Annotated in this window: 28 protein-coding genes; 16 read left to right on the forward strand and 12 right to left on the reverse strand. The window is 63.2% G+C overall.

Translation table 11 applies throughout. From position 1 onward, the window contains the following. Position 1 precedes the first annotated feature (1 nt). The 6 genes from IPL79_18445 (at position 2) to IPL79_18470 (ending at position 6,813) form a co-directional block, all read left to right on the forward strand. Positions 2 to 946, forward strand: a complete 945-nt coding sequence (locus IPL79_18445; protein ID MBK9072956.1) for an ABC transporter ATP-binding protein — start codon at positions 2 to 4, stop codon at positions 944 to 946. After that, complete coding sequence (locus tag IPL79_18450) at positions 933 to 1,667, forward strand: ABC transporter permease subunit (protein ID MBK9072957.1); 735 nt, start codon at positions 933 to 935, stop codon at positions 1,665 to 1,667. Before IPL79_18445 ends, IPL79_18450 begins: the two co-directional genes overlap by 14 nt. Continuing rightward, positions 1,664 to 3,796, forward strand: a complete 2,133-nt coding sequence (locus IPL79_18455; GenBank protein MBK9072958.1) for a Gldg family protein — start codon at positions 1,664 to 1,666, stop codon at positions 3,794 to 3,796. Before IPL79_18450 ends, IPL79_18455 begins: the two co-directional genes overlap by 4 nt. Further along, positions 3,793 to 4,899 carry a DUF4340 domain-containing protein gene (locus IPL79_18460; GenBank protein MBK9072959.1) on the forward strand — a complete coding sequence of 369 codons (1,107 nt, stop codon included), beginning with the start codon at positions 3,793 to 3,795 and terminating at the stop codon, positions 4,897 to 4,899. Before IPL79_18455 ends, IPL79_18460 begins: the two co-directional genes overlap by 4 nt. A gap of 115 nt (positions 4,900 to 5,014) precedes the next feature. Beyond that, the gene (locus tag IPL79_18465) at positions 5,015 to 6,292 is read left to right on the forward strand and encodes a trypsin-like peptidase domain-containing protein (GenBank protein MBK9072960.1); all 1,278 of its coding nucleotides are present in this window, start codon (positions 5,015 to 5,017) and stop codon (positions 6,290 to 6,292) included. Positions 6,293 to 6,345: 53 nt separating this feature from the next. Then, entirely contained in the window at positions 6,346 to 6,813 is a 468-nt protein-coding gene (locus IPL79_18470; GenBank protein MBK9072961.1) for a hypothetical protein, read from the forward strand. Here the strand turns inward: IPL79_18470 and IPL79_18475 are convergent. The 10 genes from IPL79_18475 to IPL79_18520 all read right to left on the reverse strand — a co-directional run bounded on the left by IPL79_18475 (position 6,803) and on the right by IPL79_18520 (position 14,531). After that, positions 6,803 to 7,267: a hypothetical protein gene (locus IPL79_18475; protein ID MBK9072962.1), complete on the reverse strand. Its 465-nt coding sequence runs from the start codon at positions 7,265 to 7,267 to the stop codon at positions 6,803 to 6,805. The two genes, IPL79_18470 and IPL79_18475, sit on opposite strands and share 11 nt — an antisense overlap. Positions 7,268 to 7,459: 192 nt before the next feature. After that, positions 7,460 to 8,053, reverse strand: a complete 594-nt coding sequence (locus IPL79_18480; GenBank protein MBK9072963.1) for a superoxide dismutase [Fe] — start codon at positions 8,051 to 8,053, stop codon at positions 7,460 to 7,462. A gap of 39 nt (positions 8,054 to 8,092) precedes the next feature. Then, the gene (locus tag IPL79_18485) at positions 8,093 to 8,362 is read right to left on the reverse strand and encodes a hypothetical protein (GenBank protein ID MBK9072964.1); all 270 of its coding nucleotides are present in this window, start codon (positions 8,360 to 8,362) and stop codon (positions 8,093 to 8,095) included. Next, positions 8,359 to 8,703 carry a hypothetical protein gene (locus IPL79_18490; GenBank protein ID MBK9072965.1) on the reverse strand — a complete coding sequence of 115 codons (345 nt, stop codon included), beginning with the start codon at positions 8,701 to 8,703 and terminating at the stop codon, positions 8,359 to 8,361. The genes IPL79_18485 and IPL79_18490 overlap by 4 nt, the downstream gene beginning before the upstream one ends. 200 nt (positions 8,704 to 8,903) lie before the next feature. Next, positions 8,904 to 10,304, reverse strand: a complete 1,401-nt coding sequence (gene asnS, locus IPL79_18495) for an asparagine--tRNA ligase (protein MBK9072966.1) — start codon at positions 10,302 to 10,304, stop codon at positions 8,904 to 8,906. Positions 10,305 to 10,336: 32 nt separating this feature from the next. Further along, the gene (locus IPL79_18500; GenBank protein ID MBK9072967.1) at positions 10,337 to 11,710 is read right to left on the reverse strand and encodes an MATE family efflux transporter; all 1,374 of its coding nucleotides are present in this window, start codon (positions 11,708 to 11,710) and stop codon (positions 10,337 to 10,339) included. Positions 11,711 to 11,775: 65 nt separating this feature from the next. Then, positions 11,776 to 12,006, reverse strand: coding sequence for a hypothetical protein (locus tag IPL79_18505; GenBank protein ID MBK9072968.1), 231 nt, complete (start codon positions 12,004 to 12,006; stop codon positions 11,776 to 11,778). Positions 12,007 to 12,108: 102 nt separating this feature from the next. Next, positions 12,109 to 12,510 carry a TonB-dependent receptor gene (locus tag IPL79_18510; GenBank protein MBK9072969.1) on the reverse strand — a complete coding sequence of 134 codons (402 nt, stop codon included), beginning with the start codon at positions 12,508 to 12,510 and terminating at the stop codon, positions 12,109 to 12,111. Continuing rightward, positions 12,473 to 14,035: a TonB-dependent receptor plug domain-containing protein gene (locus IPL79_18515; GenBank protein ID MBK9072970.1), complete on the reverse strand. Its 1,563-nt coding sequence runs from the start codon at positions 14,033 to 14,035 to the stop codon at positions 12,473 to 12,475. The genes IPL79_18510 and IPL79_18515 overlap by 38 nt, the downstream gene beginning before the upstream one ends. A 52-nt stretch (positions 14,036 to 14,087) precedes the next feature. Further along, positions 14,088 to 14,531, reverse strand: coding sequence for a hypothetical protein (locus IPL79_18520; GenBank protein MBK9072971.1), 444 nt, complete (start codon positions 14,529 to 14,531; stop codon positions 14,088 to 14,090). Positions 14,532 to 15,471: 940 nt separating this feature from the next. Here IPL79_18520 and IPL79_18525 point away from each other — a divergent pair. The 9 genes from IPL79_18525 (at position 15,472) to IPL79_18565 (ending at position 21,853) form a co-directional block, all read left to right on the forward strand. Then, positions 15,472 to 15,741: a BlaI/MecI/CopY family transcriptional regulator gene (locus IPL79_18525; GenBank protein ID MBK9072972.1), complete on the forward strand. Its 270-nt coding sequence runs from the start codon at positions 15,472 to 15,474 to the stop codon at positions 15,739 to 15,741. Next, a complete protein-coding gene (locus IPL79_18530) occupies positions 15,713 to 15,922 on the forward strand; it encodes a hypothetical protein (protein MBK9072973.1) in 210 nt (69 codons plus the stop codon). The genes IPL79_18525 and IPL79_18530 overlap by 29 nt, the downstream gene beginning before the upstream one ends. Further along, positions 15,919 to 16,092, forward strand: a complete 174-nt coding sequence (locus IPL79_18535) for a hypothetical protein (protein ID MBK9072974.1) — start codon at positions 15,919 to 15,921, stop codon at positions 16,090 to 16,092. The genes IPL79_18530 and IPL79_18535 overlap by 4 nt, the downstream gene beginning before the upstream one ends. 1 nt (position 16,093) lies before the next feature. After that, positions 16,094 to 17,191, forward strand: coding sequence for a M56 family metallopeptidase (locus tag IPL79_18540; protein ID MBK9072975.1), 1,098 nt, complete (start codon positions 16,094 to 16,096; stop codon positions 17,189 to 17,191). A 29-nt stretch (positions 17,192 to 17,220) separates the two neighbouring features. Beyond that, positions 17,221 to 18,105: a thioredoxin domain-containing protein gene (locus tag IPL79_18545; GenBank protein ID MBK9072976.1), complete on the forward strand. Its 885-nt coding sequence runs from the start codon at positions 17,221 to 17,223 to the stop codon at positions 18,103 to 18,105. A 30-nt stretch (positions 18,106 to 18,135) separates the two neighbouring features. After that, positions 18,136 to 18,999, forward strand: coding sequence for a DsbA family protein (locus IPL79_18550; GenBank protein ID MBK9072977.1), 864 nt, complete (start codon positions 18,136 to 18,138; stop codon positions 18,997 to 18,999). Positions 19,000 to 19,076: 77 nt separating this feature from the next. After that, a complete protein-coding gene (locus IPL79_18555) occupies positions 19,077 to 20,393 on the forward strand; it encodes a HAMP domain-containing histidine kinase (protein MBK9072978.1) in 1,317 nt (438 codons plus the stop codon). An 86-nt stretch (positions 20,394 to 20,479) separates the two neighbouring features. Further along, a complete protein-coding gene (locus tag IPL79_18560; GenBank protein MBK9072979.1) occupies positions 20,480 to 21,031 on the forward strand; it encodes a response regulator in 552 nt (183 codons plus the stop codon). A gap of 198 nt (positions 21,032 to 21,229) precedes the next feature. After that, positions 21,230 to 21,853: a hypothetical protein gene (locus tag IPL79_18565; protein MBK9072980.1), complete on the forward strand. Its 624-nt coding sequence runs from the start codon at positions 21,230 to 21,232 to the stop codon at positions 21,851 to 21,853. Here IPL79_18565 and IPL79_18570 read toward each other — a convergent pair. Together IPL79_18570 and IPL79_18575 are read right to left on the reverse strand one after the other, a co-directional pair. Beyond that, positions 21,834 to 22,073 (reverse strand): hypothetical protein, encoded by a 240-nt coding sequence (locus IPL79_18570; protein ID MBK9072981.1) that lies wholly within the window; start codon positions 22,071 to 22,073, stop codon positions 21,834 to 21,836. The genes IPL79_18565 and IPL79_18570 overlap by 20 nt on opposite strands. A gap of 299 nt (positions 22,074 to 22,372) precedes the next feature. Continuing rightward, positions 22,373 to 22,666, reverse strand: a complete 294-nt coding sequence (locus tag IPL79_18575; GenBank protein ID MBK9072982.1) for a hypothetical protein — start codon at positions 22,664 to 22,666, stop codon at positions 22,373 to 22,375. A gap of 108 nt (positions 22,667 to 22,774) precedes the next feature. On the opposite strand from IPL79_18575, the gene IPL79_18580 reads away from it, so the two are divergent. Then, positions 22,775 to 23,308: a hypothetical protein gene (locus IPL79_18580; GenBank protein ID MBK9072983.1), complete on the forward strand. Its 534-nt coding sequence runs from the start codon at positions 22,775 to 22,777 to the stop codon at positions 23,306 to 23,308. Positions 23,309 to 23,367: the final 59 nt, after the last annotated feature.

Raw genomic sequence — 23,367 nt, forward strand, 5'->3', positions numbered from 1 at the left:
CATGATCCGTGTGAAAAACGTCAGTAAATACTATGGCGGTAAGCGGGCGCTGGGCCCGGTATCGTTCGAAATCGCCGATGCGGAGACCGTCGGTTTCCTCGGCCTCAACGGCGCCGGCAAGACCACGGTGCTGCGCATGTTGGCGTGCGACCTGTCGCCCTCCTCAGGCTCGATTGAAGTCGATGGCATCGATACCGTGGCCAATCCGCACGAGGTAAAGAAGCGCATCGGCTTTGTGCCCGAATCGCCGCCGCTGTATGGCGATATGACGGTGGTCGACTACCTGCGGTTTGCCGGCGAATTGCGCGCGATGAGCTCGGGCGCGTTGCGCAAACGCCTCGGTGAGGTCCTGGCGCTGACTCAGCTAACTAGCGTCGCGGGACAGGTGATTTCCACGCTTTCGCATGGCTACAAGCAACGCGTTGGCGTGGCCCAAGCCATCATTCACCAGCCCAAGCTGCTCATTCTCGATGAGCCGACGCGCGGCCTCGATCCGGTGCAGATCGTCGAAATGCGCAAGCTGGTCAACGACCTCAAGACGGCGCACACGGTGCTGGTGTCGTCACACATTCTCACCGAAATCAGCCAAACTTGTGACCGCCTGCTCGTGCTTGGCAAAGGCGACATCATCGGCAGCGGTACCGAGCAAGAACTCTCGGCGCACGGCGATATTCGTCAGGTGAGCCTTACGGTGCGCCACGACTCGGCAACTGTGGACGATTTGCGCGCGACGCTGCTTGCCATCGCCGGCGTCGATCGCATCGTCGATGCCTTTTCGCAGGCAGGCGGCGTTACCATTGAAGTGGCGACCAGCCGCGACGTCCGCGCGGAACTTGGACGCACGGTCATCGCAGCCGGCTGGGATTTGCTGCGCCTCGACTACGCGCGCAGCGAGCTTGAAGGCACGTTCTTACGGCTCGTAGGAGATAAACATGTCAGCAACTAGCATCATCTATAAGCGCGAATTAGGCGCGTACCTGCGCTCGCCGCTGGGCTGGATCGTGACGTCGATCTTGCTGCTCGTCGACGGCATTCTGTTTCAGTCGCAGGCGCTAAGTAAGTCGGCGCTGTCGGCCGCGGTGCTCAGCTACTTCTTTCACCTCACGGCGATTGTCACCATGGTTGCGGCCCTCGCGATTTCAATTCGCCTCATCGCCGACGAGCGGCAAAACAATTCGATGGTGCTGCTCAACACCTCGCCGGTGCGCGACTCGCAAATCATTCTTGGCAAGTTCTTCGCGGCGCTGACGTTTCTCGCCTTTTTTCTGCTGCTTACGCTGTATTTGCCGCTGCTCATCAAGGTCAATGGCAAAATCGCATGGGCGCAGATTTGGGTTGGCTATGCTGGGCTCTTGCTGCTCGGCGCCGCGAGCCTCGCGGTGGGCTTATTTGCCAGCTCGCTGGCCAAGCACCAACTCATCGCGCTCGTCATCGGCGCGGCGATCTTGGCGGTGATGGCGTTGCTCTATCCGCTGTCGCAACGCCTCGACGCGCCGCTCGCGACCACCGTGGCGCAGCTCGATATCTTTCGCATGTGGCTGCCGCAGTCGATCACCAGCTTTAAGGACGGCGTGCTCGCGATCAAAGACGTGGTGTACTATGTCGCGCTCACCTACTTCTTTTTGCTCTTGTCCATGAAGACCTTGGAGGCAAAACGATGGCAATGAGAACAACCTCTCCATGGTGGCTCTCGCTCGTGCTCGGGCTTGGCCTGCTGGCGCTGCTGCTCGGGCAGCGCATCTTTTACGACGTCGAGAGCGCGCGCCAGGTCATGACCTGGGCGGGCGCCCTGCTCGTGGTGGTGGCGATTGCCTTGCGCGTCATTGCCTGGCAGAAAAGTCACGGTGCGCGCCGCGCCGTCGAGCGCACGCTGCTGTGGTGCCATCTCGGCATTTTGCTGGCGCTATTGCTTTATGCGGTGGGCACGGCGTGGGGGCGTGGCGTGCTTGGCCTGGGAGAGCACGCGGCCGGCAGCCATGCTGGGCTGGTGCTCACCGTGCTGTGGGTGCTGGTCATGTTTGCATCGCTGGTGCCGCTGGTCATGGTCGAGACGGCCTTGGGCTCGGCGCGACGGCAACGCTTTGAATTCTTAGCAGGTACGAAACCAGCCGGCGATGGCGATGGCCTGGTCGAGCACCAGCGCGTGCGCGAAATGGCACTCGCAGGCCTCTCGGTTGCGCTAGCGATGGGGTTTCTCATGACCACGTGCGGCGTCGCCGGCGAGCGCAACGTGCGCAAAGATGTCAGCTATTTCAAGACCTCATCACCCGGCGAGTCGACGGCAAAGATCGTGTCGCTGCAACCACAGCCCGTAACGGTGTTGCTATTTTTTCCCGCGGTCAACGAGGTCAAAGATGAGGTGACCGCCTACTTCCAAGAGCTGGCGCGGGCAACCGGCAAGATCACCATCGAAGCGCGCGACCGCTTGGTCGACGCGAGCCTGGCGCAAAAATATCGCGTCGTCAAAGACGGCGCTGTCGTGCTCGTGCGCGGCGATAAGTTCGAGCTCATCGACGTCGACACGGATATCCAAAAGGCCAGGCGGCAGAGCGGCAAGCTGCGCAAGTTCGACCGCGAGGTCAACAGCCGCCTGCTCAAGCTGGTGCGCGAAAAACGCAAGGTCTACATTACGGTCGGCCATGGCGAACTAAACGACCCTGAATCGACGGATCCGCTGCTCAAGGGCCGGCTGCCGGCGCGCGCGGCGACCTTGCTACGCCGGCTGCTCGGCGAGCTCAACTATGAGCTCAAAGATTTATTGCCTGCCGACCTCGCGCGCGGCGTCCCCGAAGACGCCACGGTGGTGATGACGTTGTCGCCTTCGTCGCCGCTTTCGCCGCAAGAGCTGGCGGCGCTTGACGCCTATCTCCTGCGCGGCGGTCGCCTCTTGGCGGCGCTCGACCCAACGGCCGTCAATGCGCTGGGGCCACTCGAGGCGCGCCTTGGCCTAGCCTTTGACAATCACGTCGTCGTATCAGATGACAGCCGCGAGTTTATGCCGCAGACGGGCACGCCGGCGGATCGCAAGTTCTTGATCACGAACCAGTTTTCAGCCCATGCGTCGACGACGTCGCTTTCGCGCGCGGCGCGCGGCGGCATGTTGTTTATCGAGGCGGGATCGCTGGTGGAGCGGCCGTTTGACAGCGGTGCCTCGGGCGGCGTGGCGCCCAAGCGCACGTTTGTCATCCGCAGCGGTGACAAGTCGTTTGTCGATCTCAATGGCAACTTCGCGTTTGATGCCGCGTCAGAAAAGCGCGGCAAGCAAAATCTCGCCGCGGCCATCGAAGGGCCCATTGCGCCTGCCGCCGCGCAGGCGGCCCAAGGGGGCGACCCGATCAGCGAGGCACCGCCGAGTCCAGCCGCAGAAGCGCCGGGCCACGGCCCTGGCGACGGCCATGCACATAAGCCCGTCGACGGCGCCGCTACGCCGCCGGCTGCCTCCCCAGCCCATAGCGAAAAGCCCGCCAAGCCCAGCAAGCCTGCCGACGCAGGGCCCACCGATTACCGTGCGTTCATCGTTGCGGACGCCGATCTATTCGCAGATCTCACCGTTAACAACCGCGGCGTCGTCTACACGCAGATGCTAGGGGCGCCGATCTTGGACGACGCGATGAAATGGCTGGGCGGCGATGAGGCTTTTGCCGGCGAGGTCGTCGACGAGGATGACAAGCCGCTTGAACACAGCAAGAGCAAAGATGCGGCGTGGTTTTTGCTAACCATCATTGGCGTGCCGCTCTTTGTATTTGGCGCTGGCATGCTCACGACACGACGACGCACAAGCGAGGTGAAACTATGAAGGGCGCAATCATTCACGGCGTCTTGTTGGCCGTCATGCTGATCTATGGCTATCGCACGATTTCCCGGGACACCAAGGCCAAGGCCGACCTCGGGTCGGTGGTGGTCTTTGACAAAAAGAGCGGCGACCTCGCCAGCCTGGTTTACAAAACCGACGCCAAGACCGTGACGTTGACCCGTCGAGGGCAAGGCGCCGACGCCTATTGGTGGGGCACCGAGGTGCGGCGCGAAAAGAAAGCCAAGCCCGCGCCACCAACGCCGACGGCAGCCGCCAGCAAGTCCACCGAAGGCGAGGTGCCAGCCAAGAAACCCATCACCGAGTTCGAAGATGTCGAGGTGACCAGCGAATTTCCGGTCTCCGACACGGTGGTCGAACTCGCGTCGCAGCTCGCCGGCCTGCGCGCGCTGCGCCAGCTGCCGCTGCCCACCGCCGAGGAGACCAAGGCATTCGGCCTCGCCGAAAAAACCGCCAAGCTAGAGCTTGCCTTCGCCGGTGGCGCGCGCACGCTTACAATTGGCGGCCGCGTTAGCGGAGGCAGTGAGCGCTACGCCCTTGACGAGACGGGCAAGCGCCTACTCATCATTGCCGGATCGTTGGTGGAACCGCTCGCCGGCGGCGAGACCGGCCTGCGCCTCACTGACCCTAAAGGGTTTGATGTCGCCAAGGTTGATCGCGTCACCATTGCCGCGGGCGGCAAGCAAAAAATCTTGCAGCGTGGCGCCGGCAAGGACGACAAGGGCAATACGACCAAAACCTGGATTGATTCAGCAACCGGAGCGCCGGACCAAACTGCCGCAAACTTTATTAGCAGCATCGACCGGCTACGGCCGAGCAAGTATCGCCCCGATGTCGACCTCGGGTCCGATGCGGCGTTGGTCACGCTGACGTATGCCGACAAGGCGGGCCAGCCGCTGGGCAGCGTGGCCTTCCACGCCAAGCAGGTTGCCGGCAGCCCTCCAGCGGAAGCCGCAGCCGCCCCGGCCAGCCCTGCGCCGACCACGACTGAGTACTACCTGGTCACGGCGCGCGCCCGCGCACCGGGCCTGCTCGATGGATCTATGGCGAGCCGAGTCGAAGCCGATTTGGCCACGGTATTTCAGTAGGCACCTCTGCCGCGCTGGCCGCCCCAGCCAAATCGCCAGGCCCAGGCCCTAAAGCCTGGGAATACAGCCAACCCCAGCTATGGTTGTAAGGTCCAAGACTGACTAGGAGGACCATATGAATCGATTCGCCGTTGCTGCTGCTGTTTGCGCATGGGTCGTTGCAGGCCTGATGGTGGTTGGCCAGGGCCAGACCACAGAACTCGCGGTGCCGAGTGCCATGGCAAGCCCGCAAAATTGGCTGCCGCAGGTGGCGCCTGCGCAGCCGCTGGTCTCGTCGCCGCTCGCGGCTCTTCCCGCGGACGCGATCGCCAACGTCGCCGAACGCACCGTAAACAGCGTTGTCAGCATTTCGACCTCGACCGACATCAAGAGCGCGGCGACGGGCTTTCATAGTCCGTTCGGCAATCCCTTCGGCCCATCGCCCTTCGGCGACCCTCAGGAAGATGGCGAACAACTGATGCCGCGCGGCATCGGCTCGGGCATCATCATCTCGGCCGATGGTCGCATCATCACCAACGCCCATGTGATCGAAGACGCCGACGAAATCGTCGTTACGCTCTCCGATGGCAACGAATATGACGCGAAATTAATTGGTGCCGACAAACCCACCGATGTTGCCGTGTTGCAACTACAAGGCAAGCTGCCCGGGCTCACGCCGGTTACGTTCGGCGATTCGGCCGGCGTTCGCCTTGGCGAGGTCGTGATCGCAATTGGCAACCCGCTTGGCGTTGGCCAAACCGTGACCATGGGCATCGTGTCGGCCAAGGGACGCGGCCTAGGCCGCATCACAGACTATCAAGACTTCATCCAAACTGACGCCGCAATCAACCCGGGCAACTCGGGTGGCGCGCTGCTCAACTTGCGAGGCGAGCTCATTGGCATGAACACGGCAATTGCCAGCCGCACCGGTGGTTATCAGGGCATGGGGTTTGCGATTCCGTCTAGCATGATTCGCTATGTCGTGGGCGAGCTAGGCGCCAAGGGCGAGGTGTCGCGCGGCTACCTCGGGATAGGCATCCAAACCGTCAATCGCAAGATCGCCAAGGAAAAAGGCTTGCCCGCCTCGCGCGGCGTGCTCGTAACCGAAGTGGCGAAAGACGGACCGGCGGGCAAGGCCGGCGTCGCGCAGGGCGACATCATCGTCGCGCTCGGCGGTGAGCCTATGACCGAAGATCGCATCTTGCGAACGCGCGTCGCGCTCTCGGGCGCCGGCAAACCCGTGATGCTCGACTTGCTGCGCGGAAAAGAAACCAAGCGCATCGCGGTCACCACCGGCGAATTGCCCAAGCAGGTGGCGGCGCAAGGCCAGCCGCAGGTGCAAAAGCGCTTCCGTGGGCCAGATGGGCGCTGGTACGTCGTGGTGCCCGAGGAAAACGGCAACAAGCGCAAGTAGCCGTCCGCCGCCTGCCCCCCGCCCGCGTCAGGGCCGCGTGACACAATTTATCGGTGAACCTAGCTAGCGGCGCCACCATCCTCTTGCTCGCGCTGTGCTTGGCGCTTCTTGGATGGTGGCTTGCCGCCCGCATGACCGCGTGGCGGCGCTCGGCCCACGCTCGCCGTCGCGCTCGCATCGCGCAGGCTGGCGAGCAGGGCGCCGCAGCGTTGCTTGAGCAACATGGCTACGCCATCGTCGCTGGCCAGACGCGGCATCACGTCACCTACCTCGTCGATGAGGTGCCGCATCATGCCGTTTTGCAGTGCGACTATGTCGTGGCCCGCGACGGCATCGTGTTCGTCGCCGAGGTCAAGACCGGCGACCTCGCGCCGCAACTACAAACCGCGGCGACGCGGCGCCAGCTGCTCGAGTACCAGGTCGCGTTTGCGGTGCCCGGCATCGTGCTCATCGACATGGCGCGCGGCACCTGCGCCGAGGTGCGCTTCGCACTGCCGGCGGTGCGTGGCGCTATGGCGTAACCAGGCTTGGCTTGTCGCGCGCGGCGGCGCGGTCCGAGCGCTTGTCCAAGAAGTTTAAGAATTTCGCGCCGGCCCAAAAGACGGTCGATATGGCCGTGGCGACGAGTCCCGCGCCGGCAAGAAATTCAAGTTCGTTTGCCGCAGAGACGATCGTGAACGCCACGCTGGCGAGGGGCGCGGCGTTAAGCATGCGGCGATCGACGGCGGCGGCCTCAGCTTGGGCGGCCTTGGAGCGTTGGGTGGCGACCTTGGCGCGCACCGGCGACGCGGTTAGCTTGCCTGCCGATTTGCCGTGGCGAACGCGCACGAGGCGAGCCGATCGCACCTTTGAAGCCCCCTGTGACGCCTCGATGCGGCTGGCGCCGCCAGTATTGCGTGCGGCGCTGGCGGTGGTCCCGAAGCCGGCCAGGAGGACGAGCGTTGTAATCCATGTGATAGTTTTTTTATTTGACATGGCGTAAGCCAAAGCAAGCCCCATGCCACGGCATGCGGCCACTCGCCTGCGGAACCTTGCAGGGTTAGCTCGCCTCGCCCGCGCGGGGGACTTCGCTTCCCGGCCAGCGAGGTAGCCTGGGGTTACCAATTATGGGGTCTGCAAGCCTCGGCGCCGAGCCCCCGCGTCATGCCTAAGCGACCTTCGGCGAGCCTACACGAGATTCTTATTCGCAAAGTCCCAGTTCACAAGCTTCCAAAACTCTTCGATGTATTTGGGCCGCGCATTGCGATAGTCGACGTAATAGGCGTGTTCCCACACGTCGATCGTGAGCACGCAGGTCTTGCCGGTTGCCATCGGCGTGCCGGCGTTGCTGGTGGTTTCAATCGCGAGCGAGCCGTCGGCGTTTTTCACCAACCATGCCCAGCCCGAGCCAAATTGCCCGGCGGCCGCCTTGCTGAACTTGTCTTTGAATTCGGCAAACGAGCCAAACGATTTCGCGATGGCCGCGCCAATCGCGCCGCTCGGTTCACCGCCGGCCTTAGGCGCAAGCGAGTGCCAGTAAAACGTGTGGTTCCACACCTGCGCCGAATTGTTAAACACCGGCGCCTCACTGGCGACGCCACCACTAGCGCGCACGATGTCCTCGAGGCTCATCGCCTCGTACTTGCTGCCTGGCAACAAGTTGTTGAGGTTGTTGACGTAGGCTTGGTGGTGCTTGCCGTAGTGATACTCGATGGTTTCTGGCGAAATCACCGGGGCGAGCGCGTCTTTGGAATAAGGGAGTTCTGGAAGAATAATTGCCATGCCGAACTCTGGCCACAAAGGTGGGGCCTGTCAACCTGCCTACGGGGCAGTTGCGCTGCCCGCCCGCGGCTGCGGACTGAACCCGCCTAACGCCCAGCCGATTCGCAGTTGCGCCCGTGCCTCAAACACCGAACGCTCCTCGCCGGCGGCCTCGGTGATCCACGCATTGCCTGTGCCCACCGCGAGCTCGGCATATAAGTGACGCGAGCCTGCGAGCATGGCGCCAAAACCGACGAAGGCGGTGGCGTTGGCATACGCACGGCCATCGTCGTCGGGCTCAACCCAGCCATATTGCAAGAGCCCAATCAAATATGTCGTCGGTGTCGAAAAGTAACGCCCTTGCAGCTCGGCATTGTATGCCTTGCGTAGGCACCGGTGCCGAGGTGCACGGCTGCCTCGCCCGAGGCCTCGCCCAATCTTAGGCCCACGCCCGCGCCCGCGACAATTGCCGCATGCGAGGCTTGGCTGAGCGCGCCTACGCCGGTGGCTGGCGCAAGGTTTATGAACAACGCCGGCGGGTCGTCGGGCGCTACTCGCGTACCTAAATGGTCATCGGCCTGGGCACCCGACGCCGCGAAGGCACTTGCAAGCAGCGCCGCCGCGGCGACGCGTGCCTGGCTGAAGCATTTGGTCGACGTGGTCCACGACATCGCCGCATTATATACCAAAGCGCCATCGCGCGCGCGGTAACCAGGATCGCGCAGAGCTAGATCTAAAATGGCGGAGAACAGAATGCAGTGGGTGGAGGAGATTGTGGTGCACGCCTGCAGCGATGCCGAGGCGCAGCCGTCTGGCTGTAACGAGGCTCGCGAAGCCGTACACCACAAGGTCCCCACTCAATGCGTTCTGTCTAGAACTCGGCCAGGCGGGGCGCGCGCGGGAAAGGAATCACGTCGCGAATGTTTTCCATGCCGGTGGCGTATTGGATGGCGCGTTCAAAGCCAAGGCCAAAGCCGGCGTGCGGCACGGTGCCGTAGCGTCGCAGGTCGCGGTACCACCAGTATTGGTCTTTGGGCAGTTTCATTTCTTCCAGGCGCGCATCGAGCATGCCGAGGCGCTCTTCGCGTTGGCTGCCGCCGATGATTTCGCCAATGCCGGGCGCGAGGATATCCATCGCGGCGACGGTTTTGCCGTCGTCGTTTTGCCGCATGTAGAACGCCTTGATATCGCGCGGGTAGTCGGTGACCACGATGGGCGCGCCGACGACCTCCTCGGTTAAGTAGCGCTCGTGCTCGGATTGTAGATCGACGCCCCAGCGCACCGGGAATTCAAAGGCCTTGCTCGACTTCTCGAGGATCGAAACCGCCTCGGTATATGTCATGCGGCGAAAGGTGGATTCCACCAAGGCGGCAAGCCGCTGCTGGCAGGTCTTGTCGATGTGCTGCGCGAAAAACGCCATATCGTCACGCCGCTCGTCGAGCAGCCGCGCGAAAATAAACTTTAAAAAGTCTTCGGCGAGCTGGGCATCCGCCGCCAAATCGGCAAACGCGACCTCGGGCTCGATCATCCAAAACTCGGCGAGGTGGCGCCGCGTGTTGCTGTTTTCGGCGCGAAACGTCGGGCCAAACGTATAAACCTGGCTCATCGCCATGCAATAGGTCTCGACGTTGAGCTGGCCGGACACGGTTAGGTGCGCCTCCTTGCCGAAAAAATCCTGGCTGAAATCAACGGCGCCCCCGGGTAGGCGAGGCAGGTTTGCCAAATCCAGCGTCGAGACGCGAAACATTTCGCCGGCGCCTTCGGCGTCAGAGCCGGTAACGATCGGCGTGTGGATCCAGAAAAAACCGCGCTGATGGAAAAAGTCGTGCACCGCCTTGGCCAGGCAGTGCCGCACGCGCGTCACCGCGCCCACCACGTTAGTGCGCGGCCGCAAATGCGCTTGTTCGCGCAAGTACTCCATGGTGTGGCGCTTGGGTTGCATCGGATACGTCTCGGGGTCTTCGACCCAGCCGACGACCTCGACCTTGCTCGCGGCAATTTCGACGGCTTGGCCTTTGCCTTGCGACGCAACGAGCGTGCCGGTCACCACCACAGCGCAGGCCGTGGTTAGCTTGACAATTTCCGTGGCGTAATTGGGCAGCGCGGCCTCAGCGACGGCCTGGATCGGTTCAAACCCGGAGCCATCGGAAATCGCGATGAACGACAGCCCCGCCTTGGAGTCGCGACGGGTCCGAACCCACCCCTTGACGGTGACTTCCTGGCCGGCCTCGGCCTTGCCCGCTAACAGCTCGCAGATGCGAAAATGGCTCATGCGGCGTTGGTAGCACAGCGGGCGGCGGCGCTCTAGGGCGAGGCCGTGAGTTCAATCGCGCGCCAGCGACCGCTGCGAAAGCGCAGCCACATCGCCCCGGCGATGAGCGCGATATAAAGGATGATCGCGGCCATCAGCCCGACCACTCCGAGCCGCCACACCTCGACGGCCAGCCACGCGCACGGCAGAAAGACCAGCCAGGCGATCGCGATGCGCAGCGTCGTCGGCCAAAACGTGTCGCCGGCAGCGCGCAGGGTCTCGGCTAGCGTGAGGCCGGCCGCGTCGAAGAGCTGCCACGCCGCGCTGAGCATCAGCATCGGGATGGCCATGGCGACAAAGGCGTCGCGATCGGCGGCCGGCCATGCCGATGAAAACACGCCGAGAATCAGCGCCGGCAACAGGGCATAGAGCGTCGCCATCAGCAGCATCCACACCGCGGTGACGCGAAACGTAAGCCACACAATCCCAGGTACTTCGTCGTGTTTTTTCGCGCCGATCGCCTGACCTGCCAAGATGGCGCCGGCGGTCGCCAGGCCAAATGCCGGCATGAACGAAACCGAGTTTATCTGCATCACCACGTTGAGCGCGCCCACCGCCAAGTCGCCGAGGCCAGAGACCGCGCCATTGACGAAGACCAACCATGCAGAGAATTCAAAAAACCAGTTGAGGCCTGCCGGCAGCCCAACCCAAAGCATGATGAAAAACTCACGACGCCAGCCGCCGCGGCTTGCCGCCGTCGTGCCGACGCGCGCGCCCACTTGGCGGCGGCCATCGCGCACGAAGTGCCAGATCATATAGCTCGCCGCAAGCCAATTGGCGATGACGCTCGACCAAGCGGCGCCCTCTACCCCCAGCGCGGGGCATCCCCAATTGCCGCCAATGAGCAGCCAGTTTGCCGCGATGTTGATTACCATCGACAACAAGCCGGCGCGCATCGCGAGCTTGGTGTTGCCGGTGCCGCCGTACCAGTTTCCCAACGCTTCAATGGCAATGCCGCCGCCGAGCGAGATCGAACGGATCTCAATGTAGCGCGCCATCTCATCCTTGACCGCGACGTCGTACGGCAGCGCGCTGACTACGGGCGCGATAAACGGCATGGCGGCTAGGCCCAGCAGCGCAATCGCCGCGGCAAACAGCAGGCCATAGCTGCCATAGCGTCGCGCCGCCGCGATATCGCCCTGGCCCGTAAACTGCGACGAGTAGCTCTGTATGATGGTGCACATGCCCATCGCAAAAATGAACAGCCCGAAAAAATTGAGCGAGCCCGTCGTCGTCGCCGTCAGCGCGGTCTTGCCAAGCGGCGCGATCATGTACGCGTCCGCAAAACCATCGACGGCTTGCGTGGCTCGCGCGAGCGCCACGGGCAACGCCAAAGTCAGCAGCGTGGCGAGACGAGACGTCGGCATGGGCGCGCGGACTCTAGCTCATCCGCCGCGCGGAATTGCCGCCTCGAGGTGACAGATTAACGACGCTAAAAAGCGCCACGCACGCCAAAGGCGGGGATAATCGGCAGATCGGTAATGTTTTGTCGCTTGGTGTAATCAAAGTTGTAGCTATAGCCAAGCACGCGCGGATGCGCATAGACGTTGGTCACGTCGAGGAAGGCCGAGAGCTTCCACGTCTTAAACTTCCAATGGCGATCGACGCGAATATCCAGTTGATGCGCGCTCTCCTTGCGGATGCTGAATTGCTCGCCAAACACCGGGATGTAGGCGTTGATATCCGAAAGGTAGGTCGAACCGACAATCGGTGTGTCCGGCTCGCCGCTGCTCGCCTGAAAGCGGCCACCGCCCTCCCAGTTTTCTCAGCGATAGCTGCCGACGGCGACAAAATTATGGGTCTGATCAAAATCAAATAGGCGCCGCACGTCGCCCTCAAAGTCGACTCGGCTGGAGCGCGAAATGGAGTACGCGATCCAGCCAAAAAAACGGCGAGACTGCATCCGCGCCAAGATCTCGGCGCCAAGCGATCGGCCGCGCCCGCGATTGGTATAGGCGTCCTCGGGCGAGGTTTGCGCGAGCAACTCGTCGCGCACCACCAGCTTGCGCTTATCGGTGTAATAGCCCGACAGCGTCAGCTTGATCTCGCCGGTGGCTTGGAAGTCAGCGTTCGCGACGAACTGCGACGCCAGCTCGGGCTTAATGTAGTCTGGCACGCTTTCGGCCTGATCAAGGCCACGCGAGTACTGCCCCGCGGCCAGGCGCAAGGTCCAGTCTTTGGCGAGCTCTTGCGACAGCGCCAGCCGCGGCTGCACCACGGCCGCGGACAGGCGGTCGTAATAGTCGAGGCGCACGCCCGCGGTAACCACGGTGCCCTTGCGAGGGGCGCACATCGGCGGCCGCGTAGCCCGCACCGACATGGTAGGTAAATTTCTGGTCGTACTCGAGCCGCGGCCCGTCCGAAAAGTTTCCGGTCGGCAGCTCCCCCTCGCCGGGCAACGCCGGCAACGTCGCAAAGAGGTCGCGGTAGTCGAGGCGGCCGTTGGCGCCAAAGCGCAGCGTTACGTACTCGCTAAGCTTGACCCCCGTGTCATTGCGCAGCTCGATCTGATCGGTAACGGTTTCTAGCGAGTTGGTCGCGCCGAGGTTAAACCCAAACTTGGTGGTGCCGCCCGAGAGGGTGAGCCGATTATTGAGGTCTTCGCGCGCATAGGCCCAGCTGCCGATGAGGCGATAGAATTCGGTCGAGAAGTCGAACTGACCCGTAAAATCGGGTTCGTTTGGATCGAGCTGCTCCGTAATGAGCCCGAGCTTATCGATCGAGAGAAAGCCAAAGGCCGACACCCGATGGCGGGCGCTGGGCGTCCACACAAAGCGCGTCTGCGCGTCGTAGTATTTCGGCGCGGTGACAAATTTCAGATCGATCGGAATGAGCGGCAGAATAAAGTCGATGGCCGAGCGCCGCACCGCGGCCGAGATAAACGCGGTTTTCTGCTTGTTGACCGGCGCCTGCACCAACGCCGCGAGGTTAATAAACGAAAATTCGACAAACCCTTCCGGCTTGGCCACGGCATCCGTGCGCGTCACGACGTTGATAACGCCGCCGGTCGAGCGCCCCTCTTCGACGCCAAAACCGCCTGGCACAAATTCGATGTTCTGGATGAACTCTGACGGGATGAAACTCTGCAGGCCGCCAAAGTGGTAGAGCAGCGGCACCTCCACGCCATCGACCATGACCTTAGAATCTTCGGGCGCCGCGCCGCGAATGACGATGTTGCTGGCGCCAGGACCGTTGGCGTTGACATTGCCCACGCCGGGCAGGCTTTTCACCGACTGCAGCGCATCGCCGCGCGTGCCCGGGATGCGTGTGATGACCTCGCGACCGAGGTCTTGCCGCCCCGGCGGTGGTGGTATCGGCGATTCGACGACAATCTCGATGACCTCGCCGGCGCCGTCGTCGCTGACCATGAAAAACACGTGGTCGGGCAGGCCGCCCGCGGGCACATCGAGGGTTTCTTCGGTGGGCGCAAAGCTACGCGCGCGCACCGTGATCGCGTGCTTGCCGCGTGGCAGGTCAAGCTCGTAGAGGCCCCGTGCATCGGATTTCGCGCTAAGCGGGGGTCGTCCCGCCGCGCCGGGCGGTCGCGCAACCGTAATGCTGGCACCGGCCACCGGCCTTAGCGTATTGCCGTCCAGCACCGCGCCGCGCACAGGATCGGCGTAGGCGTGTGCGCCGAGCCCCAGGACACAGCAAAGCACTAAGACGCGGACGGGCGGGGGAAGGTCAAGCACGCCCTCAATGTGATCTGCGAACGCCGCCTTGGCAAATCGCCGCCGCCACTATTTATGGCGCGCTCGCGACTCGCCCACGCGCCACGTGCGCCCCGCACTTTTGCGTCCCGTCAAACACCGTGATGCGGTCCAAACGGTGCTTGCGGTCGAGGCGATTGTAGTGTTGGCGGCCGGCGACAAAAAAGTCGATATGCTTGCCGTCGATGGCGCCGCCCGTGTCTTCGGCGACGACGCAGCCGTCGTGAACGAAGTTGCCCCATGGCGCGTTGCCCGGCATTTTGAGCCCGTCGAGCTCCGGGACATATAGCCAGGCGCCGATGGCAATGACCCTTGGGTCCACGGCGACGCTCCGGAACGGGGTGAGCGCGCGCATGCGGGCGCCGGTGCCCCATTTGGCCCGTGGGTTGACCTGCTCGAAACATGGCGATTCGGCGCAGTCGCAGGCGCCTGCGTATCGAATTAGCCGCCCATCGTTAAGCCTGCCTGTGCCTTGCATGGAGATTTGCGCGGCGAAATTTCGATTGACCGTCGCGAGCGGCTCGCAGGTCTTATGGTGAAACAAGGTGACCAGGGTTGGCCGTTGCTTGCGTGGCACATCGGGGCCGGCCGACGCTTCCTCGACTTCCACCTTGGCGGTCGCGTCGGCCTCAAGGGCGGCGGGGGCTTGGGCGGCGCTCGGGGCGTCAGCGGCCCCGCCGTCGGGGGGGGCGGCATCGGTTAGTTCGCTCACTTCGTTGGCGAGGCTCTCGGACCCAAGGTCCGGTGCCGCATGCTGATCCTCGTGTGCGACGTAGTAGTAGGTCATGCGGAAATCCCCGAGGGGGGCAAGTGGCAGAACCTCAGGCGCGACCGTCCGGATCGGCGACACCTCGGGCCGTTCGGCTGCGGCGACCCGCTCGCACGACGACGAAAATCCGCTGGCGCACGCGACGACGACCAAATGCAGCGCAAGCGCTCCTGCAAATGGCGAGCGGCGGCGGTCGCGCTTGATGCGCGCGCTTGTCGCCGGCTTTAGCCGACGCCTGCCTTCAGTGGATGGAACCCGCTGCACAAACCACAGGGTAAGGCCAAGACCATGTGTGCGAGCTAGTTCTTGGATCCCTAAAATGTTTAGTGCTTAATATTGTTAATGAAATTGTGATGATCTCAGGTGGTGTTGAGTTTGGTTCAGCTAAATCAATGTGCCTTTTTCGGGTAAAATGGCTAGCTGGTCACCACGTGACAACGCGTCGCGTCATGTGGCGAATTGCAACAATTAACCGTCGGCAGGAACGCCTGACAGCGACGTAAATGCAAACCGTTTCATCTGCGGTCGCTGGGAATTTTGTGACGCCTCATTGGAGTTTTCGCTGACAACGGTCACCTCCAAACCAAGCAAAGACGTCCGTCTTGACTCGTTACTACGAGTGTAGTAACAATACGTCGTCCCCGTAATTATGTCGCGTCCAACTCCGCCATCATTGACTGCCGCCGAACTCAGCGCGCTCAAGGCGTTGTGGGCGCTCGGGCCGTCCACCGTCGCTGAGGTTCGTCGCTACCTAGGCGACGTTAGCGCGTACACCACGGTGATGACGTTGCTTTCTCGCTTGGCGCAAAAAAACGCCGTGGTTGTCGACCGGGCTCGCGAGCCGTTCTTATATACGGCCAACGTTTCGCGCGATCAGGTGCAAGGGGCGGGTGCGGGAGCTGGTCACAACCGTCTTTGATGGTTCGGCGAGGTCGCTGGTCATGGGGCTGTTGTCGTCGTCGAGCTTAAGCGCCGACGAGCTGCACGAGCTGTCGGCACAAATCCGCGACCGTGCCGACGCCTTGAACCAAGCCGCTGAGGCGGCCACAAGCGGCGGGGCAGACGCCACGCCGCCGGGCAAGCGCGAGGCTAAACCGTGAGCGAGGTTGCGGGTTGGCTCTTTGCCGCCGCGGTGCGGGGCACGATCGTGTTGGCCGTCATTTATGTCGTCACGCGGGTGGCCAAGCGGCACCTAAACCCCGCGCAAGAGCATCTGCTTTGGCTGGCAGGCCTGGCGGCGTTTTTTGTCCCCCCATGGCTACACCTTTGAGGTGCAACGCCAGATCGTCTTAACGCAGGAGGCGTTGGCGCCAGCGCTTGCCTCGGCGTTTCCCGCCGCACCGACGGGCCTGGCCCCGGTCGAGCTTGCGGCGCTCGCATGGATCGCGCTTGCAACGGTCATGCTTATCGCCACCTTGATTCCTTATGTGCGCCTTGCGCGCGCCGTGGCTCGGCTGCCGCGCCCAGCGGCGAATGATGAACGGCTGTTGCTAGCTCAGGATCAAGCGCGTGCGCAGCGCGTCGCGCGCTTCGAGTTGCGGCTGGGGCACGGCAGTGAATCGTTTTCGCTTGGGTTGTGGCGGCCCATCATTGTGTTGCCGGCCGACCTTACGCCGCACGCCGCACGCGCCGTGCTCGCGCATGAAATGGCTCACCTCGCGCGCCGCGACGTATGGAGTGGGTGGCTGCAAACGGTCGTGCGTTCGTTATTTTTTATGTCGCCGATGGTCCACGTCGCCGGGCGCCGCATGGCCGTGCTGCGCGAACTCTGTTGCGATAGCGCCGCGGTAACGCTGGGCGCGACTACGACGACGGCATTTGCCGCGCTCCTCGTCGCGCAGGCCGAGGCGCAGCAGGGCGCGTCCCTTGGGCCGAGCGCGCGCGAGGCAGGCCCGGTGGCGATGGCGCTCGGTACGCCGAGCACCTTGGCCTTGCGGGTGCAGCGGTTGTTGCAAATGCCTTCGCCGAGTCTGTCGACCTCCGGCGCGATGTGGCTGGTTGCCGCGCTGATCGTGGCCACCAGCTCGCTGCGCATCGCGACGCGTGATCGCTATGTCGCGGCGGACGCATGCATCTACACCCCCGCCTTCGCGCAATCGCTGCTGGCGTCATATCCCGAGGCGGATGCCGACAGCGACGGCGTGCTCAGCAAGCTCGAAGCGTGCGATTGGCAGGCTGGTTGGCGCAAGGATGGGAGCGGGCCGCTCGAAGCCTCCGACAAGGTCGCGGCGCTGCTGACGCCGGGGGCACTGTGCTGCAATTGCAACGCGGACGCGCCCACCACCGACCCGCAGGCGCCTTATCTGGGGAGCGACTCGTCGCTGGTCCCCGGCCAGGGCGTATTGTTTGCCGGGCGGCCGACGTGTTAAACCGCCACCCTCCGACCTACGAGTTTCTTATGCCATCCACCAAGTTCACCATGTCGTCGCTTACCTGGCTGGTCGCCTTGGCCGTTGCGGGCATGAGCCTTGGATGTCGCAAGGCGCCGCCGGTTGCCGCGCCGACGACGCAGGCCTGCGCCGCGCCCACCGCGCCCACCGCGCCCACCGCAACAGATGTAGATGGCGAGCAACGACTCGAAGAGATTCGAGCGATCGTCAAGGAGGAGGTCGCCAAGGCCCTTGCGGCAGCGCCGCCATCGCGTGCCAAGCGCCGAGGCCCAGATCCGGACGCCGTCTATAGCGTGCAAGTCGCCGGGTTGCCGTCCGAGGGGCCCGCCAATGCCAAGGTCACCATCGTCAAGGCGTACGAATATGCGTGTCCGTATTGCGAGAAAACGATCGCTACGATGGACACGCTGGAGAAACGTTACGGCAAGGATCTGCGCGTCGTCTATTCCCAATTCATCGTCCATCCGCGGGAAGCGACGCTGCCGGCGCGGGCGGCATGTGCGGCGCAAAAGCAAGGCAAGTTTAAGGCGATGGACCAAGTGCTGTGGGCCAAGGGATTTCATGGCGATCGTAAGTTCGAGTCGGCAGATATCATGGGGTACGCCGCGGAAATTGGCCTAAATGCAAAAACGTTCGAGCGCGATCTTGAGGCCTGTGCTGCCATCGTCGAGGCCCAGCAAAAGGCGCTCGCCGCGCTAGGCATGACAGGCACCCCGGGGTTTTTCATCAATGGTCGGTTTATTGGCGGCGCCCAGCCCATCGATGTCTTTATCGAACTAATTGATGCCGAGCTCAAAAAGGCCAAGGCCGCCATCGCCGCGGGCACGCCTGCGGCCAAGTACTACGAACAGGAAATTGTCGCTAAGGGCCTTAAATCCCTTGCGGCTAACTAAGCATAAGGTAAGCACAGGAAAAGGGTATTTATGAAACACATTCTCGCATTAACCACCATCGTTGCGCTGTCCCTCACCGGCTGCCAACAAGACAACAAGCAACTCAAGGAAGACATTCGCAAGATTGTCGCCGAAGAGATTCAAAAAGCCGGCGTCGGCGGCCGCGGCAATCCGCAGCAACCACCACAACGCCGCGGCCCAGATCCTAAGGCGGTCTACTCGGTCGACGTCGCCGGCGCGCCCTCAGTTGGCCCTGCCGACGCGAAGATCACCATCGTCAAGGGCTACGAATACGCCTGCCCATTTTGCGAGAAGGTTCGCCCAACCATCGACGAAATCCAAAAGAAATACGGCAACGACGTGCGCGTCGTCTACAAGCAATACGTCGTCCATCCACAAAGCGCCACCATCCCGGCGCTCGCCGTCTGCGCCGCGCATAAGCAAGGCAAGTTCAAGGCCATGGACGAAGTCATGTGGGAAAAAGGCTTCAAAGGCGGTCGCAAGTTTGCGCAAGAAGACATCGAAGGCTACGCCAAGGAAGCTGGCCTCAACGTCGGGCAACTCAAGACCGACATGGAGGCCTGCAAGCCTATCATCGCCAAAGAACAAGCCGACCTCGCACGCGTTGGCGTGACCGGCACCCCAGCGTTCTACATTAACGGCCGCTTTATCGGCGGCGCGCAACCGCTGCCGGCGTTCGAAGCCGTCATCGCCGAAGAGCTTGAAAAGGCCAACAAGGCGATCAGCGGCGGCATCCCCGCGGCCTCGTACTACCAACAAGCGGTCGTCGAAAAAGGCCTCAAGTCGATGGGCGATGGCGCCGCCCCAGGCGCACGCCCTGCCGCCATTCCGGTCAAGCCAGGCGCGCCCGTCGCCGTTCCGGTTAAGCCGTAAGGCACGGCTCGATTGACCCGGGCGCCGCGCGCGCCTAGGTGCACACGACCTCGACGCAGCGATGATATATTCGCCGCGTGCCACGTAGCTCTGTAGTTCCGCCGCTCATTCCCGAGCGCAACGATCTGAACATGGCGTGGCTCATCCGGCTGCGCTGGGCACAAGTCGTCGGCCAGGCGCTGACGATTAGTCTCGCCGAGCTGCTGCCTGGGGTGGCGCTCCCGGTGGCGCCCCTGGCCTTCACCATATTGATCGCCGCGGCGTCCAATGCCGCCTTGCATTGGCGTTATCTGCTCTCGCCGGTGCGTCGAACCCGCGGCGTGGCGCAGTGGCAGCTTGCGGCCATCATGGCGCTCGACGTCGCGCTGCTCACGTCGCTGCTCTACTTTACCGGCGGGCCGACCAATCCGTTTGGCTTTTTGTATGTCGTCCAGATCGCGCTCGCGACGGTAGCGCTCGAGGCGGCGTGGACCTGGACCTTGGTGGCGTTGTCGTTCCTCGGTTTTGGTGCGCTGGTCATTGGACATGTGCCACTGCCGCTGGCGGGCCACACCCAAATGATTGGCATGTGGGTGGCGCTCGGCGTGGCCTCGGCCTTCGTCGTACATTTCTTGCTGCGCCTCACCGGCGCGTTGGCCATTCGTAACGCCGAGCTTTCAACCTCGCGCCAGCTCGCGGCGCGGCAAGAGCGGCTGACCAGCCTGGCGACCGTCGCGGCCGGCGCGGCGCATGAGCTGGCAACCCCGCTGGGCACGGTGGCGCTCGTTGCCAAGGAACTCGAGCGCTCGCTCATGGCACAGGGCGGCGAGGGCGCCTTGGTCGAGGATGCGCGCCTCATCCGCACCCAAGTCGCGCGCTGTCGCATCATCCTCGATCAGATGTCGGGCGGCGCCAGCACCGCGGGTGAGTTCGTCGAGACCAGATCGGTGCAGGCCCTAATCGACGACGCGGCGCAGGGCATTCGGTTGACGCCGCCGGTGCATATCTCGCTGAGCCCTGCGGTCGCGCAGCTCGCGATCAAGGTGCCGCCACGCGCCTTGTGCCAGGCGTTGCGCTCAATCATCACCAATGCGCAGGATGCGTCACCGCCTGAGGCAGAGGTCAGCGTGAGCGCGCTTGCCGATGAAGGCCATGTGTTATTTTCGATTTCCGATCATGGCGGCGGCATGCCGCCCGAGGTGTTGGCGCGCATTGGCGAGCCATTTTTCACCACCAAGGAGCCGGGCCATGGCACGGGCCTGGGGCTGTTTCTCGCCCAAACCGTGGTCGACGGCCTCGGTGGCACGCTCACCATCGAGTCCGCCAAGGGCCGTGGCACCACCGTGCATCTCCGCGTCCCACGCGAAGTCGCGCTCGCGGCCGTTGCCGCAGCCAGCGCAATTTCTGCGCGTTAACGCGGCAAGGCAGCGCGCAATTTCTGCGCAAAAATAATTTATTGATTGATCGCGCACCTGATTTGTCACTAGCGCTATCGTTACGCATGTCTGATTCGTCTCATAAGCCATCCATTCTGCTCTGCGATGATGATGAGGTCTTTCGCTCACGGCTAGCGCGCGCCTTTACCGAGCGCGGCTATGACGCGCAAACCGCGTCGGATTTCGATAGCGCCGTCGCCGCCGCCGAGCGCGACTCGCCGGAATTCGCGGTTGTCGATTTGCGCATGCCAGGCAAGGGCGGGCTTGAGCTGGTGGGGGCGTTGCACGCCATCGATCCCAGCACCAAGATCATCGTGCTCACCGGCTACGGCTCGATCGCCACCGCCATCGATGCGGTGCGCCTGGGCGCGCTTAACTATCTCGCCAAGCCCGCCGACACCGACGACATTATCGCCGCGTTTGCCAAGGGCGAGGCGCCGCCGCTCGCCGCCTCGGAGGTTGAGTACAAGGCACCTTCTTTGGCGCGCGCCGAGTGGGAGCACATCAATCGCGTGTTGTCTGACTGTGGCAACAATATTTCCGAGGCCGCTCGCCGCCTCGCCATCCATCGCCGATCGCTGCAGCGGAAGCTGCAGAAGTATCCGCCTAACCGCTAGCGCCCTATTTTCGCCCGACCGCCATGCGGCGCCGGCAAGCCCCGGCAACGTGCGGCAAGTCGCCTGCCGCCGCGCGGCAAGGGTTGCCAGGCTACGTAAGGCGTGGTCAGGTGTCGCATGTCCCGGAGGTTGGTGGGTTGGTGGCGGGGGGGCGTTTTGGTCGCATGCCTGCTGCTGGTCACAGGTTGTAGCGCCCGCATGCTGCATAGGCCAACGTCGCCCACGATCGATCGGCTGATCACACGGATGTGGGTCGCCGAGATGCGCGCCCATCTGCGTCACGGCGATTGGATCTTAGCGCGGTCGTATTCGGGCACCGGCGACATCATCGCGCGGTTTACGGGCGGCGTCGACCTAAGCCACTCCGTGATGTGGGACGCGCAGCGCGAGGTGGTCATCGAATCGATCCAGCCAATCACGCGCGAGATCTCGCTGGAATCGCTGGTCCATCGCAATCACTACTTGTACATCGTGCGCCCCGCGTATCTCAACGACCGCGATCGCGAGGTCTCGGTGGCGCGCGCCCGCACCATGCTTGGCAGCGGGTACGACTTCGTTGGCCTGCTCATTGGCATCCGCGACTCGCGCAAGACGTATTGCTCGCTCTTGCTGTTTTGGGCCAGCGACATGGCGTCACGCAATATTGAGGAGCCTATCGTGGTGGCGCCCTCGGACTTGCTGCTGTTAGGCGAGACCGTCTATTTCTCCGGGGTCCGCACCAGCGCCGACGTGATTGCCATGGCCGAAGAATTTTTGCGCGCCGAGCGCCGACCACAACACGCCGCCGCCTCGGCCGTGGCTGCTACGAGCCCTCGGCAATAGCCGGCAGATCGCGATCTAGCACCGTCTTGCGGCCATCGCGACCGGCGTTGCGGATGGCGATGTCGCAGATGGCGCGCACGTGATCGCTGAGCTTATCGACCACCGCATCCGAGGTGTTCATGCCCGAGCGGTCGCGGACGTATTTTTTGAGCTTGGAGACGACGATAAGTACGTCGCGCTCATAGTCCGCGCCAAGTTCGCTGGCGGAGGCCGCGACCACGGGCGCGGGCACGACACGCCTTACCGGCGCCGGCGCGCTGCCAGGCGCGGCACCGCTGGTGAGGGTGCCGGCGGCGCCACCCGCGGCCAGCCATTCGTCTTTGCGCGGCGAGGTGGCCTCGACCGCCCAGGCCTCGCGGTGCGGTGTTTCCGAGAGGTGGCTATCCCAACACGCGACGCTGCAGTAGACGAGGCGCAGCTTGCTTTTTTGACAGGTCGACACGCTGCACAGCCAGTACGTCCGGCCAAAGCCGATGGGCTGCTTGCATTCGCTGCACGAAAGCCAGGTATCGCTCATGGTTACACGACCGCGCTAACAAGGCGCAGGATGATCATGAGCGCCGTGATGGCAACCGCGTACAGCAGGCCGACGACCGAAAGCAGCAAGCTGGTTTGGGTGGTCTGCTGCAAGCCCTTCCACATGCCGTAGAGCGCCGGCGCAATGCCGAGCGACGCCACGATCGCGCCGACGATCGAACCACCGGTGAGACCGCCGAGGATGAGGCCAAGCACGAGCCCCGCCGTGGCAAGCCCAAAAGCGAGCAGGGCAGGAAGTTTGGTGTCATTGGCCGAGCTAGACGTGGTTGATTCCATGGCGAGATCCTAACACGACTTAGCGACGAAAATCGGCGATCGTGGCCGCCCACGCCGCGATCCGTGCGGTAGGATGCCGAGGCGGAGGTCGCTATTTTTACGGTTTGGTTGCTGCATCTTATCGTCGGCGCGAGTTTTGCACTCGCCGCGCGCGATCGCCTGCGCGCCGACGGTCCGTTTGCCGCGCCCGCCTTTCCGCTGGTCGCGATGTTTGCGGGTTTCTTGGTCGTGCCTACGGCGATCTACTTCTATGCGGTGCATGGGGCGTGGAGCTGGTGTTATTGGCTGCAGCCTCGCACGGTGCCGGTGATCGCGATCGTGCCGCTGATGGTGCTGCATGGGCTGGCCGTGCTCGCCGGCTGGTATTTGGGCTATTTCGTGTGGCGTCGCTCCAACAACCGACGCGTCGTCATCGGCGTGATCGCGGGCCTTGGCGCGGTGTGGCTCGGCCTCGTCATTGGCCTGCGCCATCGCCTCGGCGTCAGCGGCTCGTTTGATGAGTACGTCGCAGGCATGGCGCGTGGGCTCTTTGACGTTGGCCTGGGCTATGCGTTGCTTACGGTCTTCTTGCTGCAGCTTGGCGCCGCGGTCTACGTCATTGTCGAATTGGTCCGCGACGGCGCGCGCGTACGCAGTCGCTAGATCTCAAGGTAGGGCGCTTGCGACAACATCGCCGCGCGGTCATTGCGCGTGCGGACCGG

Source organism: Myxococcales bacterium (genome assembly GCA_016716835.1).
In the GTDB taxonomy this organism is placed as follows: Bacteria; Myxococcota_A; Polyangia; order Haliangiales; family Haliangiaceae; genus JADJUW01.